General features: G+C 71.7%; 12 protein-coding genes. 8 read left to right on the forward strand and 4 right to left on the reverse strand.

The window, feature by feature from the left end; genetic code table 11:
• Nucleotides 1–25: 25 nt before the first annotated feature.
• The 5 genes from ACQP2X_RS04805 (at nucleotide 26) to ACQP2X_RS04825 (ending at nucleotide 4,048) form a co-directional block, all read left to right on the forward strand.
• On the forward strand, nucleotides 26–1,165 hold the full coding sequence (locus ACQP2X_RS04805) for a 5-(carboxyamino)imidazole ribonucleotide synthase (RefSeq protein WP_498694618.1): 1,140 nt from the start codon (nucleotides 26–28) through the stop codon (nucleotides 1,163–1,165).
• Nucleotides 1,165–1,662 (forward strand): 5-(carboxyamino)imidazole ribonucleotide mutase, encoded by a 498-nt coding sequence (purE, locus tag ACQP2X_RS04810; RefSeq protein ID WP_498694619.1) that lies wholly within the window; start codon nucleotides 1,165–1,167, stop codon nucleotides 1,660–1,662. The genes ACQP2X_RS04805 and purE overlap by 1 nt, the downstream gene beginning before the upstream one ends.
• A 14-nt stretch (nucleotides 1,663–1,676) precedes the next feature.
• Nucleotides 1,677–2,105: a glutaredoxin domain-containing protein gene (locus tag ACQP2X_RS04815; RefSeq protein WP_498694620.1), complete on the forward strand. Its 429-nt coding sequence runs from the start codon at nucleotides 1,677–1,679 to the stop codon at nucleotides 2,103–2,105.
• 397 nt (nucleotides 2,106–2,502) lie between these two features.
• Nucleotides 2,503–2,922, forward strand: coding sequence for a nitroreductase family deazaflavin-dependent oxidoreductase (locus ACQP2X_RS04820; protein ID WP_498694621.1), 420 nt, complete (start codon nucleotides 2,503–2,505; stop codon nucleotides 2,920–2,922).
• Nucleotides 2,923–3,157: 235 nt separating this feature from the next.
• Complete coding sequence (locus tag ACQP2X_RS04825; RefSeq protein WP_498694622.1) at nucleotides 3,158–4,048, forward strand: GNAT family N-acetyltransferase; 891 nt, start codon at nucleotides 3,158–3,160, stop codon at nucleotides 4,046–4,048.
• Here ACQP2X_RS04825 and ACQP2X_RS04830 read toward each other — a convergent pair.
• From ACQP2X_RS04830 to ACQP2X_RS04840, 3 genes are all read right to left on the reverse strand, one after another.
• Nucleotides 4,009–4,560: a thymidine kinase gene (locus tag ACQP2X_RS04830; RefSeq protein WP_498694624.1), complete on the reverse strand. Its 552-nt coding sequence runs from the start codon at nucleotides 4,558–4,560 to the stop codon at nucleotides 4,009–4,011. The two genes, ACQP2X_RS04825 and ACQP2X_RS04830, sit on opposite strands and share 40 nt — an antisense overlap.
• A 189-nt stretch (nucleotides 4,561–4,749) precedes the next feature.
• On the reverse strand, nucleotides 4,750–10,131 hold the full coding sequence (locus ACQP2X_RS04835) for an SCO7613 C-terminal domain-containing membrane protein (RefSeq protein WP_498694626.1): 5,382 nt from the start codon (nucleotides 10,129–10,131) through the stop codon (nucleotides 4,750–4,752).
• Nucleotides 10,132–10,251: 120 nt separating this feature from the next.
• A complete protein-coding gene (locus tag ACQP2X_RS04840; protein ID WP_498694627.1) occupies nucleotides 10,252–11,622 on the reverse strand; it encodes a UDP-glucose dehydrogenase family protein in 1,371 nt (456 codons plus the stop codon).
• 80 nt (nucleotides 11,623–11,702) lie between these two features.
• On the opposite strand from ACQP2X_RS04840, the gene ACQP2X_RS04845 reads away from it, so the two are divergent.
• A complete protein-coding gene (locus ACQP2X_RS04845) occupies nucleotides 11,703–12,857 on the forward strand; it encodes an acyl-CoA dehydrogenase family protein (protein ID WP_498694628.1) in 1,155 nt (384 codons plus the stop codon).
• Here the strand turns inward: ACQP2X_RS04845 and ACQP2X_RS04850 are convergent.
• Nucleotides 12,854–14,290 (reverse strand): ATP-binding protein, encoded by a 1,437-nt coding sequence (locus tag ACQP2X_RS04850; RefSeq protein WP_498694629.1) that lies wholly within the window; start codon nucleotides 14,288–14,290, stop codon nucleotides 12,854–12,856. The two genes, ACQP2X_RS04845 and ACQP2X_RS04850, sit on opposite strands and share 4 nt — an antisense overlap.
• A 108-nt stretch (nucleotides 14,291–14,398) precedes the next feature.
• Here ACQP2X_RS04850 and ACQP2X_RS04855 point away from each other — a divergent pair, with 108 nt between their 5' ends.
• Together ACQP2X_RS04855 and ACQP2X_RS04860 are read left to right on the forward strand one after the other, a co-directional pair.
• A complete protein-coding gene (locus tag ACQP2X_RS04855) occupies nucleotides 14,399–15,169 on the forward strand; it encodes an enoyl-CoA hydratase-related protein (protein ID WP_498694630.1) in 771 nt (256 codons plus the stop codon).
• Nucleotides 15,170–15,279: 110 nt separating this feature from the next.
• Nucleotides 15,280–15,996, forward strand: a complete 717-nt coding sequence (locus ACQP2X_RS04860) for a YbaB/EbfC family nucleoid-associated protein (RefSeq protein ID WP_498694631.1) — start codon at nucleotides 15,280–15,282, stop codon at nucleotides 15,994–15,996.
• Nucleotides 15,997–16,004 lie beyond the last annotated feature (8 nt).

Here is a 16,004-nt window from a genome sequence, read left to right on the forward strand (position 1 = left end):
GGGGCGTCGCTACGCTTGGCGAGCGATGGATACCCGAACCGGTCTGCCCGTAGTCGGCATGGTGGGCGGTGGCCAACTGGCCCGGATGACCCACCAGGCCGCGATCTCCCTCGGCCAGTCACTGCGCGTGCTCAGCGAGTCGCCCGACGACAGTGCGGCGCTGGTCGCCGCCGATGTACGGATCGGCACGCACACCGATCTGGCCGCGCTCCGTGAGTTCGCCAAGGGGTGCGAGGCGCTCACCTTCGACCATGAGCATGTGCCGACTGAGCACATCGCGGCGCTGGAAGCCGAGGGGATCAAGGTCTTCCCCGGCTCGGCGGCGCTCGTGTTCGCCCAGGACAAGGGCTTGATGCGTTCGCGGCTGACCGCGGCGCCCGCACCGCGCTGGGCTCCCGTCTCCGACCTTTCCGATATTTCTGACTTTGCCGCTGAAATCGGCTGGCCGGTCATCGCCAAAGCGACCCGAGGTGGCTACGACGGCAAGGGCGTCTGGGTGCTCGACTCGCCGGCCGCCGCGGCGGAACTGCTGGCCACCGGCACTCCGTTGATCGTCGAGGAGAAGGTGCGGCTCAAGCGCGAGCTCGCCGCCCTGGTCGCTCGATCGCCGTTCGGGCAGGTCGCGGCGTACCCCGTGGTCGAGACCGTGCAGAAGGACGGCATCTGCGTCGAGGTACTGGCCCCGGCCCCCGGCCTGCCCGAGGAACTGGCCGTGCAGGCTCAGCAGCTCGCCATCGACCTGGCCAACGAGCTCGGCGTGGTCGGGCTGCTCGCCGTCGAGCTCTTCGAGACCGACGAGGGCATCGTCGTCAACGAGCTGGCCATGCGCCCGCACAACTCCGGCCACTGGACCATCGAGGGCGCCCGCACGTCGCAGTTCGAGCAGCACCTGCGGGCCGTGCTCGACTATCCGATGGGCGAGACGTCGCTGACCGCGCCCGCCGTCGTGATGGCGAACGTCCTCGGCGGCGAGCCGGGCGGCATCTCCATCGACGAGCGCCTGCACCACCTGTTCGCCGAGGACCCCGGAGCGCGGGTCCATCTGTACGGCAAGCAGGTCCGGCCCGGCCGCAAGATCGGCCACGTCACGGTCCTCGGCGACGACATGACCAAGGTGCGGGCCCGCGCGGCCCGCGCCGCCCGCTGGCTCCAGGAAGGCAAGTAATGGCACCGCAGGTCGGCATCATCATGGGCAGCGACTCCGACTGGCCCACGATGGAGGCGGCGGCCCTGGCCCTGGCCGAGTTCGAGGTGCCGTTCGAGGTCGGCGTCGTCTCGGCCCACCGCACGGTCCGCAAGATGGTCGACTACGCCGAGTCGGCCGCCGACCGGGGCCTGCGCGCCATCATCGCCGGCGCCGGCGGCGCGGCCCACCTGCCCGGCATGGTCGCCGCCCTGACCCCGCTGCCGGTGATCGGCGTGCCGGTGCCCCTCAAGCACCTCGACGGCATGGACTCCCTGCTCTCGATCGTCCAGATGCCGGCCGGCGTCCCGGTGGCCACGGTCTCGATCGGCGGAGCCCGCAACGCGGGCCTGCTGGCGGTCCGCATCCTCGGGGCGGCCGACCCGGCGCTGCGCACCAGGATGGCCAGCTTCCAGGCAAGCTTGGAGAAGCTGGTGGCCGAGAAGGACGCCGCCCTCCGGGACCAATTGCTCGGCTGAGGTAGCGTCGCGGGATGCTACGGCGCTGGCTTCCCTCCATCGTCATCGCCGGCGTGGGCGTGTTCCTCGTCGGCGTGTGGGTCAGCGACGGCCGGATCATCGCCGCCGTGGTCATGGGCGTGCTGCTGGCCGCCTGCGCGATAGTGCTCTCACCGCGCGGTTTCCCGGCCTCGGTCACCGACGCCGAGGCCCGAGAGGCCAGCGCCCGCGACGGCCGCCCGATCGTCTATTGGCGCCCGGGATGCCCGTATTGCGCCCGCCTCCGGGTCTCCCTGGGCCGCCGAGCCTCCCGCCTGCACTGGGTCGACATCTGGCAGGACCCCGCCGGCGCCGCCTCGGTCCGCGACATAACCGGCGGCGACGAAACAGTCCCGACCGTCCTCACCGCCAGCGACTCTTTCGTCAATCCGGCGCCCGGGCTGGTCAGGCGGCTAACGCTTTAAAGAAGAGGTACGGAGTCAGCGAAAGCCCCCGAAGTGGGCATACGGTCCGTCGTGGTCACCCTCCGCGCGCCGCCGCCGGGCTGTCCCGTCGGCTTGCGCCACAACCCCAAACCCTTGCCGCGCCCGCCCGCCACCGACCCGCCGCCCCACGCCCGGCTGCCCCGCGTCCCGCCGCCCCTGTTCCGTGCCCTGGCTGCTCCGCGTCCCGTTGCCCGACTGCCTCTGTCCCGCGCCCCGGCTGCTCCGCGTCCCGTTGCCGGGCTGCTCCGCGTCCCGTTGCCTGCTGCTATCGGCAGGAGGGCCGGCCCGCAGCGTTCCGGCGCGTTGAGTGGCCTGCGTCCGCCGGGCCTGCCACGAAGTCCGTCAGCACGCACGGCGCCGCGAGTAGGGTCGGATCATGAGTTCTGCTATCGACCTGCACGGCGATCCGCACGTTGAGCGCTATCTGGAGACCAACGGCGAGGACGGGTTCCACTGGCGGAACGGGACGGAGATCCTGATCCTGTTCACGCGGGGCCGCAAGTCAGGCCACGAGCGCACCCACGCCTTGATCTTCCGCGAGCACAACGGCGCCTACTTGGTCGTGGCCTCCAAGGGCGGCACCGACGCCCCACCGGCATGGTTCGTCAACCTCCAGGCCGACCCTCACGTCGAGGCGCAGATCAAGGGCGACCGCTTCCCGGCCCGGGCCCGCGTGGCCACCCCCACCGAAAAGCCCGAGATGTGGGCGAAGATGGCCGAGGTCTGGCCCGACTACAACGAGTACCAGAAGAAGACCGACCGCGAGATCCCCGTGGTAGTCCTCGAACGAGCCTGACCTTGCTTGCCGGGGCAGCCTCCGCCCCGGCAGACACGCCTCCCACAGCACCCATCCGCGCCTGCGTCCCACCGCCCCGCCCACGCCCCGCCTGCGTCTCCACGGCGCCGCCCGCGCTCCGTCCGCGCCCCGCCTGGGTATCCACCGCGCCGCTGCGTCTCTCCAGCGCCGCCCGCGTCCCGCCGCTGTGCGCTGGGGCGCCGCTCTGGGTGGGGGATCGGCCACAATGGCCGGCATGACTGTGCTGATCTCGTCGCTTGTCGATGCGTCGTCGCCGCGGCGGCTTGTCTGGCTTGCCTCGGGGGTGGACGGGTGGCCGTTGGGCATGGCTTCGCTGCGGCTGCCTCCCGATGAGGGCCACGCCGATCTGGAGCTCGACGTTCATCCGGCCGAGCGCCGCGCCGGCGTCGGGACCCGGCTGCTCGAAGCCGTCGTCGCTGCCGCCGCCGCCCAGGAAGGTCTTCGCAGTGTTCTCACGCAGCCTGTCGATGAAGGGTCGGCCGGTGACGAATTCTGTGCCTCGCTGGGGCTTCGGGCGGTTCTGCGACTGACGTACACGCGCCTTGATCTGGCCCTGCCGTTGCCTGCTGTTCCGGCTGACGTTCCTGGTTATCGGCTGATCCACTGGGAGGGGCGGGTTGCGGATGAGCTGGCGGAGACCTTCGCCCGTTCGCGCAGTGCCATGGATGACATGCCTATGGATGACGCCGACTACACCCCGGATCCGTGGGATGTCGAGCGGCTCCATTCTGTGGCCGATGCTGTCTCACGCCGTGGTGAGGTTCTCTGTGTCACCGCCGCGCAGAGTGACGATGGGGAGATTGCCGGCTTCACCGAGCTTGTGGTGCCGGGGGATGGCAGGGGCGACGGTCAGCACTACGGCACCGGTGTTCTTCCCCCGCATCGTGGCCGTGGGCTTGCCCGCTGGATGAAGGCCAGCCAGATCTCCCAGGTGCGGGGGCGTTTTCCGGAGCTGGCGGGGCTCCTCGCCGACACCGCCGACAGCAACGCCGCCATGCGGCGGGTCAATGACTTGCTTGGGTACGGCTTCACCCACCGGAGCCTGATCTATCAGCTCGACCTGGGTCAGGGGAGCACTACGCAGCGGCGGCAGCGGGCCTCGTAGGTGTAGGTGCCGTCGTCGGGGAGAGCTGTCGACGGGGCCAGTTCGCGGATCATCGGCTTGCCGTGTTCCAGGACCTGGGTGTGTGTGGCGCCCAGGGAGCGGCAGACGTCGCAGACCGCCCGGCGGTAGATGACCTTCTCGGGGGCCAGCTCGAACAGGGCCCGCACGGGGGCGAACAGCTGGCCCCGGTGGTCGAGGTCGATGCCGGCGACGACGACCTTGATGCCGTGGCGGACCGCTACGCCCAGCTCCGCGATGTCGTCGACGGTGAACATGTGGATCTCGTCGACGCCGATCACCTCGAAGCCGCCGGTGGAGGCGCCGGCCAGTGAGCTCACCTTCTCCGTCTGCAGGCTGCCGCCGGAGCGGGACGTCACGGCCGTGTCCCGGCCGTGCCGGGCCGACTGGTAGACGCGGTGCGGGATGCCGGCGTGCTGCAACGGGGACAGCAGGCTGATCATCTCGAGCGACTTGCCGCCCTTCATCGGGCCGAGGATCACGGTCAAATCCATGCCGCAGACCGTGCCATCGACCACCCCGCGCCCGCCACCCGGCCGCCCGGCCCGAGACAACGGCCACACGGTCCGCCTGGTTTGAGCTCAAGCGACGGGAACAGCCCGACGGCGGCACGCGGAGAGTGACCACGACGGACCCGATGCCCTATTCGGGGGCTGGCCGAAAATTCCGTATATCCACGGTTTTCATCGCATACGGACCAGCGCGCCCCGCAGACCTTCGCGCGTGCGGCGGCGGTTTTCGTTGGTGGCGCCGACCCAGAGAAGGATGATGCCCAGCGGGACCAGGACCAGCCACGGGCCGACCAGCGTGACCGCGAAGTGGATGGCGGCGAAGACGGTGGCCAGGGCGCCGACGACCACGGGAGCCTGCTGGCGGTTGCGGGAGCCGATGATCAGGGTGGCCACCGCGCCGAGCAGGAGGAGCACCTCGCGGAGCTCGCCGCCGTTGCCGGCCAGCACGATGCCCATCGTGGGGACGAAAGCCGCCAGCAACGCCACGCCGTAGGCGGCCCAGCTGCTCAGGTCGGGGCGATGGCGCGACTCGATGACGCCGACGATCAGAGCCAGAGCGGCGAACGGCAGGGTGTACGCCTCGGGGAGCGCCACATCGGCGAGGGCGATGAACAGCCACCAGCCGACGATCTCGAAGCCCACGGCGAGCCAGAAGAGCAGGCGGCGCTGGTTGGCGGGACGACCGGCCCGGGAAGCGGCCAGGCCCAGCACGGCGCCCCACGCGGCCAGCAGGGCGGCCAGGTGGGCGGGCGAGTCGAAGGCCAGGACGCCGGCCAGGATGGCCGAGGCGTAGCCGCTCCACTCGACCGTCTGAGCCTCCAGACGGTACTGGGGGAGGCCCATGCGCGGGACCGTCGCCTCGAGGATGAGCAGGGCCGCGCCGACGGCCAGGACGCCGAAGGCGGCCCACGGGCGTTCCACACCGGCCGCGATGGCGGCGGTGAGGACGAAGAACTGGCCCATCACGGCGGTGAACAGCCAGCCCAGCACGCGGGCGTGGCGGCTGCGGCCGCCCAGGGCCGCGACCAGGCCGACGCCGATGGCCGAACCCAGCGTGAACAGGGTCAGGCGCTGCTGGGCCAGGCTGCCGGCCAGGCCCGCGTTGCCGGCCAGCAGGCCGATCACGAAGACGATCACGCGGGTGGTGCGCAGCAGCGACGCGTGCGTGGCGACCGGCGGCGGGGTGAGGGCCAGGCCCAGCATGGCGATCGTGAAGACCACCAGGGCGGCCGAGGTCGCGGCCGGGAACGGCATGTGCAGGGCGATCGGTGCGATCAGCAGGGTGATGGCCAGGCCGGGCAGGATCACCGGCACCGATTCCGACGCCTTGCCGCCGAAGCCGATGGCGGCCAGGGCGGCGGCGCCGGTCAGCAGCACGATGGCCAGGACGCTGGTGCCGTCGACGTAGCCGGCGGGCGGGTCGGACAGGGCCGGGATCGGGCCGTCCCAGATGTGCCGCGCCTGGGCCAGGGGGTCGATCAGGGCCGCCTTGAGCGCGGGGGCGATCGAGAACAAAGCCAAGACCGTGGGGACCAGCGCCAGTACGACCGCGCTGGTGGCCGGGTCGACCAACCAGCGGCCGCTGAGGCCGAGCGGGCGGCGCGGGCCCCGGAAGCGGGTGTTCGACCAGTAGTGGTCGCGGGCCAGCGTGATGCCGGGGGCCGGGATGGAGCCGCGCAGCAGCTCGGCCATCACGCCGAGCAGGGCGGCGGCGGCCGCGTACAAGGCGGTCGAATACGGCGTCGGGATCGACACGAACGCGGTGACGGTCGCGCCCAGCACCAGGCCGACCGTCGCCCACGGCAGATATTGCGGGATCCAGCGGCCGGCCAGCGCCAGCAGGGCCAGGCTCAGGCTGGACGCGGCCAGGGCGGCGGTCAGCGCGACCTGCGCGTCGTGGCCCTGGTCGGCGGCGAGCGAGGCCAGCACGCCCGGCAGGGCCAGCAGCACGGCGCCGGTGGCGGCGCCGCCGATCTGGGCGCGGTGGCGCGGCATGCCGGTGTCGTCGCGGGCCAGGTCGCTCTCGGTCACCACGAACGGCGTCCAGAAGCGGCCCGGGCCCTCGGGCATGGTGTCGTCCTCGACCGGGTCGGGGATCTCGGTCACCGTGGTGCGGGCCATCGCGGCCGCCAGCAGGCCGACCATCACGACCACGAGCAGGGCCAGCGCGGTCGACCAGGGCCGGGCCAGGCCGGCGCCCACCGCGTAGAGCAGCACGACGGCGGCGGCGCCGGCGCGGCACAGCGCGGCTCGCGGATCGACAGTGGCCACGGCGGCCATCACATATCCGACGGCGACCGCGCCGCCGATCAGCAGCGGTGACCACCAGGGCAGGCCCAGAGCGAACGGGGCGCCGATCGTGGCCAGGGCCCCGCAGACGGCCGAGATCAGGTAGGAGAACGGGCGGGGAGCGGCGATGGCGGCCGCGAAGGCGACCATGAGCAGGGCGAACGGCGCCTGCCAGGCGCCCGGGCCGGGAGCCGGGTATTTGGTCAGGTCGGCGTCCCACACCTCGCCCAGCACCGAGATGACGCGGCTCGCGCCGACCAGCGCCTGCCAGCCGGCGATGGCGCCGACCACGATGCCGGCGACGGCCAGACCGCGGTTCGGCCCGCGGCTCCAGTCGGACGGCAGCAGGGCCACGCCGAACGCGACGATCAGCACGACCACGCCGGCCACGGCCAGCGGCGCGCTCGGGAAGGCCAGCGCGAAGACCCGGGCCAGGGCGCCGCAGATGGCGACGGTGGCGGCCGCGGCCGCGATGTCGGGGCCGTCCAGCACCCGGTCACTGCGCCGGCCGTTGTCGATCGACTTGGCGAAGAACAGCAGGCCCGCGGCGACCAGCAGCAGCGCGCCGACCCAGACGTCGGGCGGGGTGGCGCCAGGCGCGAGCAGCGCGGCCAGGGCCAGCGCGATGGCGCCCAGGCCGGTGCCGGCGGTCAGCGGGGTGCTGATCTCGCGGCGGGCCACCTGGAAGACGGCGGCGTAGCTGAGCGTCGCGGCCACCGCGAGGAAGCCGACGGCCAGGGCCGGAACGGTGACGGCCTCGGTGGCCGGCGGGCCCTCGCCCCGGTCGGCCACGGCGAGCGCGGCGGTGACGACGGCGCCGGGCAGGGCCAGCGCGGCCGCGCCGGAGGCCCAGTCGCCGACCAGCCACGCGTACAGCCGGATCGGGATCTGCCGGGCGGCCACGGCGATCATCACGCCGGCGCCGGCCAGCGCGGTGAGCACGGCCGCGGTCAGCCAGGGGGCGCTGAGGGCGGAGCCGGCACCGAAGAAGCCGACCACGGCGGCCGCGGCGACGTGGACGATGGCGATCCGCCGGGTGGTGGCGGCCAGGCCGGCCGCGCCGATGCCGACGGCGGCGATGACCAGCGGCCAGGGCGCCTCCGACCAGCGCATGCTCAGCGAGGCGGGCACGGCCAGGGCGGTCAGCGCGATGCCGGCGACGGCACCCTCGTGGCGCACGCTGCGAGGCAGCGAGAGGGCGGCGCCGATGGTGACGATCAGGGCGCTGAAGGCGAGCAGCCAGCCCTGGCCCTGGGTGGCCTCGGCCAGCTTGGCCGCGTAGCCCTCGGTGTCGGCCCGCCAGATCGGGCGGGCCGCCTGCAACGGGGCCAGGGCGGCCCGCAGGCAGTCGATGGTGAGGATGACGCCGACGATGCCGAGCGCGACGGCCGAGGCGATCTCGGGACCGCGCCGGACCTCGGCCGGCAGCAGGGAGACGACGGCGCCGACGATCGCGACCACGGCGGCCGCGATCACGATGGTCCAGCGTGGCGACACCACGTCGGCGATCCGGGCGGCCGAGCCGACCAGGGCCAGGGCCAGCACGCCGCCGGCGATGTTGCGGGCGGTCAGGTTGTCGAGCAGCCAGGCGGCGGCCACGGCGGTCAGCGCGGCCAGCACGACGATCAGTCCGGAGCGCATCGCGTCGGGCACGACCTGGGCCTGGAGCAGCGCCACCGACGAGTAGAGCAGGGCGCCCGCGCTGGCCACGCAGAGCAGGCCGAACGTGAGCTCGCGGAGCCAGTCGGCCGAGGGCGGGCTGGCCGGCGGGGCCAGCGGCACCGAGCCCGCGGCCGGGGCGCCGGCCGGCCGGGGACCGGGGAAGATGCGGCTGCGCAGCCAGCGCCGCTTGGGCCCGGTCAGCCCGTGGATGATCAGGTCGGGTTCCTCGGGCGCCGACTCGGGCCGGGCCGGGGCGTCGGCCGCGTAGGCGTCCGGGTCGGCCGGGTCGGGGGCGCCGGGGCGGGCCCCGAAGTCGGCGTGGCCGGAGCGCCGGGCGTCGTCGGCCTGGGCCAGCGTCTCGCGGTCGGCGGCCACGGGCCGGCCGATGGGCCAGCGCGGCAGCAGCCGCCCGCGGCGGATCACGGTGGTGAGCAGCAGCAGGTCGAGCACGGCGACGATGGTCAGGGCCATGCCCCAGCCGGCCGGGCTCTGGATCATCGGTGCGGCCAGGAGCAGAGGCACCGGTTGTACGGCGACAACTGTGGCGTAGCGCGGAGCGGCCAGCCGGGTGACGCCGGCGTAGAGGAAGCTCGCGACGGCGGTGATGGCGAAGGTGATGCCGAGATAGAGCGGCACGGGTACGTCGGCGCCGCCGGTCAGCTCGCTGCCGTGCAGCGCGAACATCGTCATCGGCAGCAGGACCAGGCCGACACCGGCGACCGTCTCGGCGGTCGAGCTCAGGCCGCGCTTGGCGATGCCGGGCGCGGCGACCAGGGCGATCGCGGTGGCCATGGCCAGGATGGTGGCCCGGGCCAGCGGGTTGCTGACGGCGACGCCGGCGAAGACGACGGCGGCCACGCCGATGAGCAGGGCGCCCAGGGCGAGGGTGATGTTCTGCACCGACTGGGAGGACGCCTCGGGCGGGTGGACCTCGCCGCCGGTGAAGCTGGCGACCCGGCGCGGCGGGGGAGCGACGCGTTCGGTCGGCGGCGGGTCGTCGACGAGCGCGGTCACGCCGTCGGTGGCGACGCCGGGCGGGCCGCTGTGCGCGGTGCCGGGGGCGGCCCAGTCGGGCGGCGGACCGGCCGGGCGGCTCGTGCGGCGCGGCCGCTCTCCGTCGATCACCGTGCGGCCGGGCGGCGTGGCGTTCCGCGCGGACGAGCCAGACGCGCCGGACGGGCCAGACGCGCCAGACGGGCCAGACGCGCCAGACGCGCCAGACGCGCCGGACGGGCCAGACGCGCCGGACGGGCCAGACGCGCCGGACGGGGGCGGTGGCGGGGCGTCGCGCACTGTGGTGGCGCCCGGCGGCGGGGGCGGAGCGTCGCGTCCGGTGGCGCCCCCGGGTGGTGGCGGGGGTGGCGGGGCGCCCGTGGGGGCGTCCGGCCTCCGTACGCGCCGGGTCTTTGCCGCCTTTTTCGCCTTTTTCTGCTGGTTGGCATGCGAAAGGATGTCGCGCTGGAACTGCGCCGCCTGGATCTTGGCGGCGATCTGGGTGCGCTCCTTGGCCGCGGCCATGTCGCGGATCTTCAGATCCGCGATCGAGGCTTCGATGCGGGCCAGCTCTTCGTCGTAGCTGTCGGGCTGTTCAGCCTGCGCCACGGAACCTCCTCGACCTGCCGGCCACCCGTCCATCTAGAGCATGCCCATACGACACCTCATTAGAACAGGCTCACGGGGGCGGAGATCTATAGAAAACGCCGCAGACCTCGTGCCCGGGGCTCAGGCGGGCGGACGTCCCATCCCCCGATAGGACCACCCGGCCCGCGACCACTGGCGCGGATCCAGGCAATTCCGCCCGTCGATGACCTTGCGGTCAGCCACGAGCTCGCCCAGGAGGGTCGGATCGGCGTTGCGAAATTCCGGCCATTCGGTCGCGACGAGAACGAGGGAGACGTCCGTCACGGCGGACACCATCGATTCCGCGTACGCCAGTGCGGGCTGGGCCCGGCGGGCATTGGCCATGCCCTGCGGGTCGTAGACGCGCACGTGCGCACCGGCCGCGGCCAGCGCGCCCGCGACGGCGAGACTCGGCGCGTCGCGTACGTCGTCGGAATTAGGCTTGAACGTCGCGCCCAGCACCGCCACCGACGTGCCCGAGAGGTCCGGCCCGGCCGGGCCGACCGGGCGTTCGAGCAGCTCGGCGGCGAGCGTGAGCACCCGGGAGCGGCGGCGCGTGTTGATCAGATCGACCTCGTGCAGGAAGCGCAGCGCCTCGCCCGCGCCCAGCTCCTGCGCGCGGGCCTGGAAGGCGCGGATGTCCTTGGGCAGGCAGCCGCCGCCGAAGCCGAGACCGGCCTGGAGGAACCGGTTGCCGATCCGCGGGTCGTACCCGATGGCCCGGGCCAGCTGGGTGACGTCGGCCCCGGCGACCTCGCAGACCTCGGCCATCGCGTTGATGAAGCTGATCTTGGTGGCGAGGAAGGCGTTGGCCGCCACCTTGACCAGCTCGGCCGTGGCGAAGTCGGTGACCACGACCGGAACGTCGCGATCCTCGGTGGCGGCCAGGTCGAAGACGCCCTTGTGGGCGGCGCGCAACCGGCCCTCGGCCCACTCCGACCGGACGCCCGCGATGATCCGGTTCGGCCGCAGTACGTCTTCGACCGCATAGCCCTCCTGAAGGAACTCCGGGGACCAGGCGACCTCGACGCCCAGGTCGGGATCGGTGTGCTTGGCGACCAGCTCCTCGACCCAGGCCGCGGTGCCGACGGGCACTGTCGACTTGCCGACGATCAGCGCCCGCTTCCGGAGCCGGGGCGCCAGGTTGATCACGGCGCTCTCCACGTAACTGAGGTCGGCGCCCATGCCGTCGGCCCGCTGCGGGGTGCCGACACAGATGAAGTGGACATCGGCGAAATCGGCGACTTCCTCGTACGTGGTCACGAAGCGCAACCGCCCCGACGCGAGGTTGCGGCGCAGCAGATCGTCCAGGCCGGGCTCGTGGAACGGCACCTCGCCGCTCGCCAGCTTGGATATCTTCGCCTCGTCGACGTCGAAACCGAGGACCTCGTAGCCGAGCTCGGCGAAACAGATGGCATACGTCGCGCCGAGATATCCGGTGCCCAGGAAGGCCAGGCGGGGAAGCGTGATCACGACAGGGATAACGATCCGGCCCCTGGTGGGCGTACGCTACCTGCCAGTAACATCGCGGGAAAACGAGAAGGGCAAGGGCCATGACTGAGTTCGACGCCTACCGGCTTTCGGAGGACCACGAGACCATCCGGGCCGCCGTGCGCGAGGTCTGCGACGCCCGTGTGGCGCCGAACGCGGCCGAGGCCGACGAGACCAGCGAGTTCCCCAAGGCTTCGTACGACGCCCTGCGCGCGTCCGACTTCCACGCCCCGCACATCCCGGTCGAATACGGCGGCGCCGGCGCGGACGCCCTGGCCACCGCGATCGTGATCGAGGAGGTGGCCCGCGCCTGCGCGTCGTCGTCGCTGATCCCGGCGGTGAACAAGCTGGGCACGATGCCACTGATCCTGTCGGCGTCGGAGGAGCTCAAGCAGAAGTACCTGCCGAAGGTGGCCTCCGGTGAGGCGATGTTCTCCTACTGCCTGTCCGAGCCCGAGGCCGGCTCCGACGCGGCGTCGATGACCACCAAGGCAGTCCGGGACGGCGACTTCTGGGTGCTCAACGGCGTGAAGCGCTGGATCACCAACGCGGGCGTGTCGGAGTACTACACGGTCTTCGCGGTGACCGACCCCACCGCTCGTTCGAAGGGCATCTCCGCGTTCGTCGTGGAGAAGTCGGACGAGGGCGTGTCCTTCGGCGCGCCGGAGAAGAAGCTGGGCATCAAGGGCTCACCGACCCGCGAGGTCTACTTCGACAACGTCCGCATTCCGGCCGACCGCATGATCGGCGCCGAGGGCACGGGCTTCGCCACGGCCATGGCCACCCTCGACCACACCCGGGTGACGATCGCGGCGCAGGCGCTGGGCATCGCGCAGGGCGCGCTCGACTTCGCGAAGGGCTACGTGAAGGAGCGCAAGCAGTTCGGCAAGCCGGTGAGCGACTTCCAGGGCGTCCAGTTCATGCTGGCCGACATGGGCATGAAGCTCGAGGCGGCCCGCCAGCTGACATACGCCGCAGCCGGCAAGAGCGAGCGCGGAGACGCCGACCTCACCTACTTCGGCGCCGCCGCGAAGTGCTTCGCCTCGGACGCCGCCATGGAGATCACGACAGACGCGGTCCAGCTCCTGGGCGGCTACGGCTACACCCGCGACTACCCGGTGGAACGCATGATGCGCGACGCGAAGATCACCCAGATCTACGAGGGCACGAACCAGGTCCAGCGCATCGTCATGGCGCGGCAGCTTTTGAAGGACTAGGGTTCCGAGCCGCTGCTTCGCTGCCAGGCTTGGAGGAGTTCGGCGGGGCCGTAGGTGGCGGTCAGGCCGGTGGCCGACACCCCACCGCGGCTGATGGCCACCAGGGGGATGGGGTCGTCGGTGATAGCCGTGCGGTGTTTCTGGAGTGCTACCAGATCACGATCGTCGAAGGCCGACGTTTCCAGCCACTTGATCGAGCCGACGAAGAGCAGGCGCTTCGCCACGGGTTCGCGGTCGGCGCCGACGATGTCGATCTCGATGCTGTTCGATCGTGTCCAGTAGGAACCGATCACCGGCGCGCCAGGCAGGTTGCCGTCCGGTAGCACTCGCGCCAGGGATTCCCTGAGCAGCGGTTCCACCGCCCGGCCACGCCACGTGGTCCAACTCGTCTTGATCCGTGCCAGGGTGAGATCGCCCCGCAAACGCTCGATCTCGGCCAGGTGTGGTGCCACGAAGGTGAGCCAGAAACGCAGATACGGGTCGGTGACCCGATAGCGTCGTTCTTTCGAAGCCGTGGTGGAGATCGGCAGTTCCGCCGCGACGATGCGCTTGTCGATGAGTACCTGGGCGGCTCTCGTCAATGTCGAGTGCGAGATGCCTCCGGCTGCCCGGGCGATGTTCGTGAACGTTCGCTCGCCGCTTCCGATCGCGGACAGGACCGTCCGGCCCATCGCGGCGTCGGGGAACTCGGCGGCCAGCGACCGCTCGGCGGAGACCAGCAGCGGTGAGACTGGATTGGCGAGTTCGGCGGAGAGGAACTGCCAGAGATCGGTACCCGGTCGCCAGCCGGCGCAGATCAGCGGGAGTCCGCCGGTCACCAGGGCCGCGTCGAAGGCCTCGGCCGGGTCCAGCCGGAGCATCTCGCCGACCTCCGCCGGGTTCAGCGGGCCGAGAACCATCTCCTTGCCGCGCTGGTGGAACGGTCTGCCGTAGGAGCCCAGAGCTTCCATCATCGACAGATCGGAGCCGATCAGCACGAGCAGGACCGGTTTGCGGCTCAGCTCGCGATCCCAGGAACGCTGGAGGATGCCCTCGAAGGCGTCCACTCGATCGACCAGATAAGGCACTTCGTCGATCACCACGACACTCGGCCGGTCGTCGGGCAGGATGCCGGCAAGCTGACGTAGTGCGGCGCTCCAGTTGCCGGGGACCGAATCATCGAACACCGCACGTTCCGGCAACGTGGATGATCGGACGGCCTCGGTCAACGCCTCCAACTCGATGTCGGCGGACGCTCCGGAGGCGGTGAAGAAGACCGCGGGCACGCCCGCGCGGTCGACGAATGCCTCCACCAGGCTGGACTTGCCGATACGGCGCCGTCCTCGGATGAGGAGACACTGCCCCGGCGAAGGATCGTGGCCGTGGGGCCCGACGTCGGCCAGGAGCGTGTTGAGCGTGGCGAGTTGCTGCTCTCTGCCGACGAACGCGACCACAACGCCTCCTCGAGCGAACCAAAGATGGTATCGTCTAAGATACCATTGCCTCAGATAGTATCGGGAAAGAAACCATCCTCATGCCGAGGGTTGCGATGCTGTAGGACTGTGAGCGTGATCGAGTACGTGGTGCGGAACGGGGCCGGATGGGTGACCATCAACAATCCGGCGCGGCGTAATGCCCTGTCGGTGGCGATGATGGGCGATCTCGCAGCCGCCGTGCGTGAGCTCGACGACGAACCCGAGGCGCGCGCCATCGTGCTGGCCGGTGCCGGCGCGACCTTCTGCGCCGGGGCCGACATCTCCGAGTTCGCCCGGCACCACGAGTCAGCTGGGGAGCGGCAAGCGTTCAACGACGCGCTGTCGGGGCTCTTCGGGACCTTGAGTGGGCTTCGGACTCCGCTCATCGCGGTCATCCGAGGGCACTGCCTCGGCGCCGGCATGGCTCTGGCCCTCAGTGCCGATCTCCGCATCGCCGCCGAAGGCTCCTCCTTCGCCATTCCCGCCGCGCGGCTCGGGGTGGGCTATCCCGTTGCCCTGGCCGAGACCCTCGTGCACGTCGTCGGGCCCGCCCACGCGGCCGATCTTCTGCTCACCGCCCGGACCTTCAGCGGGGCCGAGGCCCTTGCCGCCGGCTTCGTCAATCGGCTCCTCAAAGGCGAAGACCTCGAGGCCGATGTACGCCGCACCGTCGCGGCCATCGCGGCCAATGCCCCGCTTTCCGTGCGGGCGGCCAAGGCCTCCATCAAGGCCACCGCCCATCCCGAGCTGGCCGGCCGGGCCCGTGAGCTGGTCGACGCCTGTGCCGGCAGTGCCGATGAGCGGGAAGGTCAGCTCGCTTTCATGGAGCGGCGTCCCCCGATCTTCCAGGGCCGATAACCCTTTTGTCCGATTGTCCACATCGATCGAACTCATTGCTTCTCCGGTGACGGCTTTGCCACTGTCGGAAGCCGCCGCGCGGGGGCGGCGACCGAGCATGGGGGACGCTCTTGGACAGCGAGGAGCTGGCGGGCCTTCTCGAGGAGGGTGAGGCGCTGGCGCGGACGGCACAGTCCGCGGCGGCCGCGCCCTCGAGGCCCGGCTCGGACGGGACCGGCTCGGTGCGCGTGGCGGTGGACGCGCACGGGCAGGTGGCCGAGGTGTCGGTGGCGGCCGGGTGGAAACGCCAGCTCGGACCGGACGGTCTTCCGGCCGCTGTCATCGACGCGACCCGCGACGCCCTGACCCGGCGACTGGCCGCCTGGGGCGAGGCGTACGGGGAAGGCCGCGCCGAGCCCGTGCCTCTCGACGACCTCCGGTGGCAGCTGGGGGAGCTGGCCACCCGGCCGATGTCGGCCGAGGACCGCCGGGCCGCCCTGAGCGAGCTGCTGGGCCTGCTGGAGGCGGTCGACCGCGGCCTCGACGACGTGTCGGGGCGGTTGCAGTCCACTTTGGGCACCACCCACACGGGGCATAGCCCCGACCGGCATGTCGCTGTCACTGTTACCGGCGGTGGCGAAGTCGTCGACGTGCGGTTCGGCCGGGAGTGGCTGCGCGGTGCTCATGAGATCAACATCGGGCGGCAGACGACGGCGGCGTTCCGGTCGGCCTACGAGAAGGCGGCCGCGCACGGCGTCCAGCAGGTGATCGCCGACAGCCCGCTCGGCGCCGCCCAGCGCGAGACGCAGGATCCGTTCGGCCTGGCCCGGAAGCTAAGGCTGATCTGAGCGAGAAG

The organism is Actinoplanes sp. CA-131856, from assembly GCF_050956135.1.
GTDB lineage: Bacteria > Actinomycetota > Actinomycetes > Mycobacteriales > Micromonosporaceae > Actinoplanes.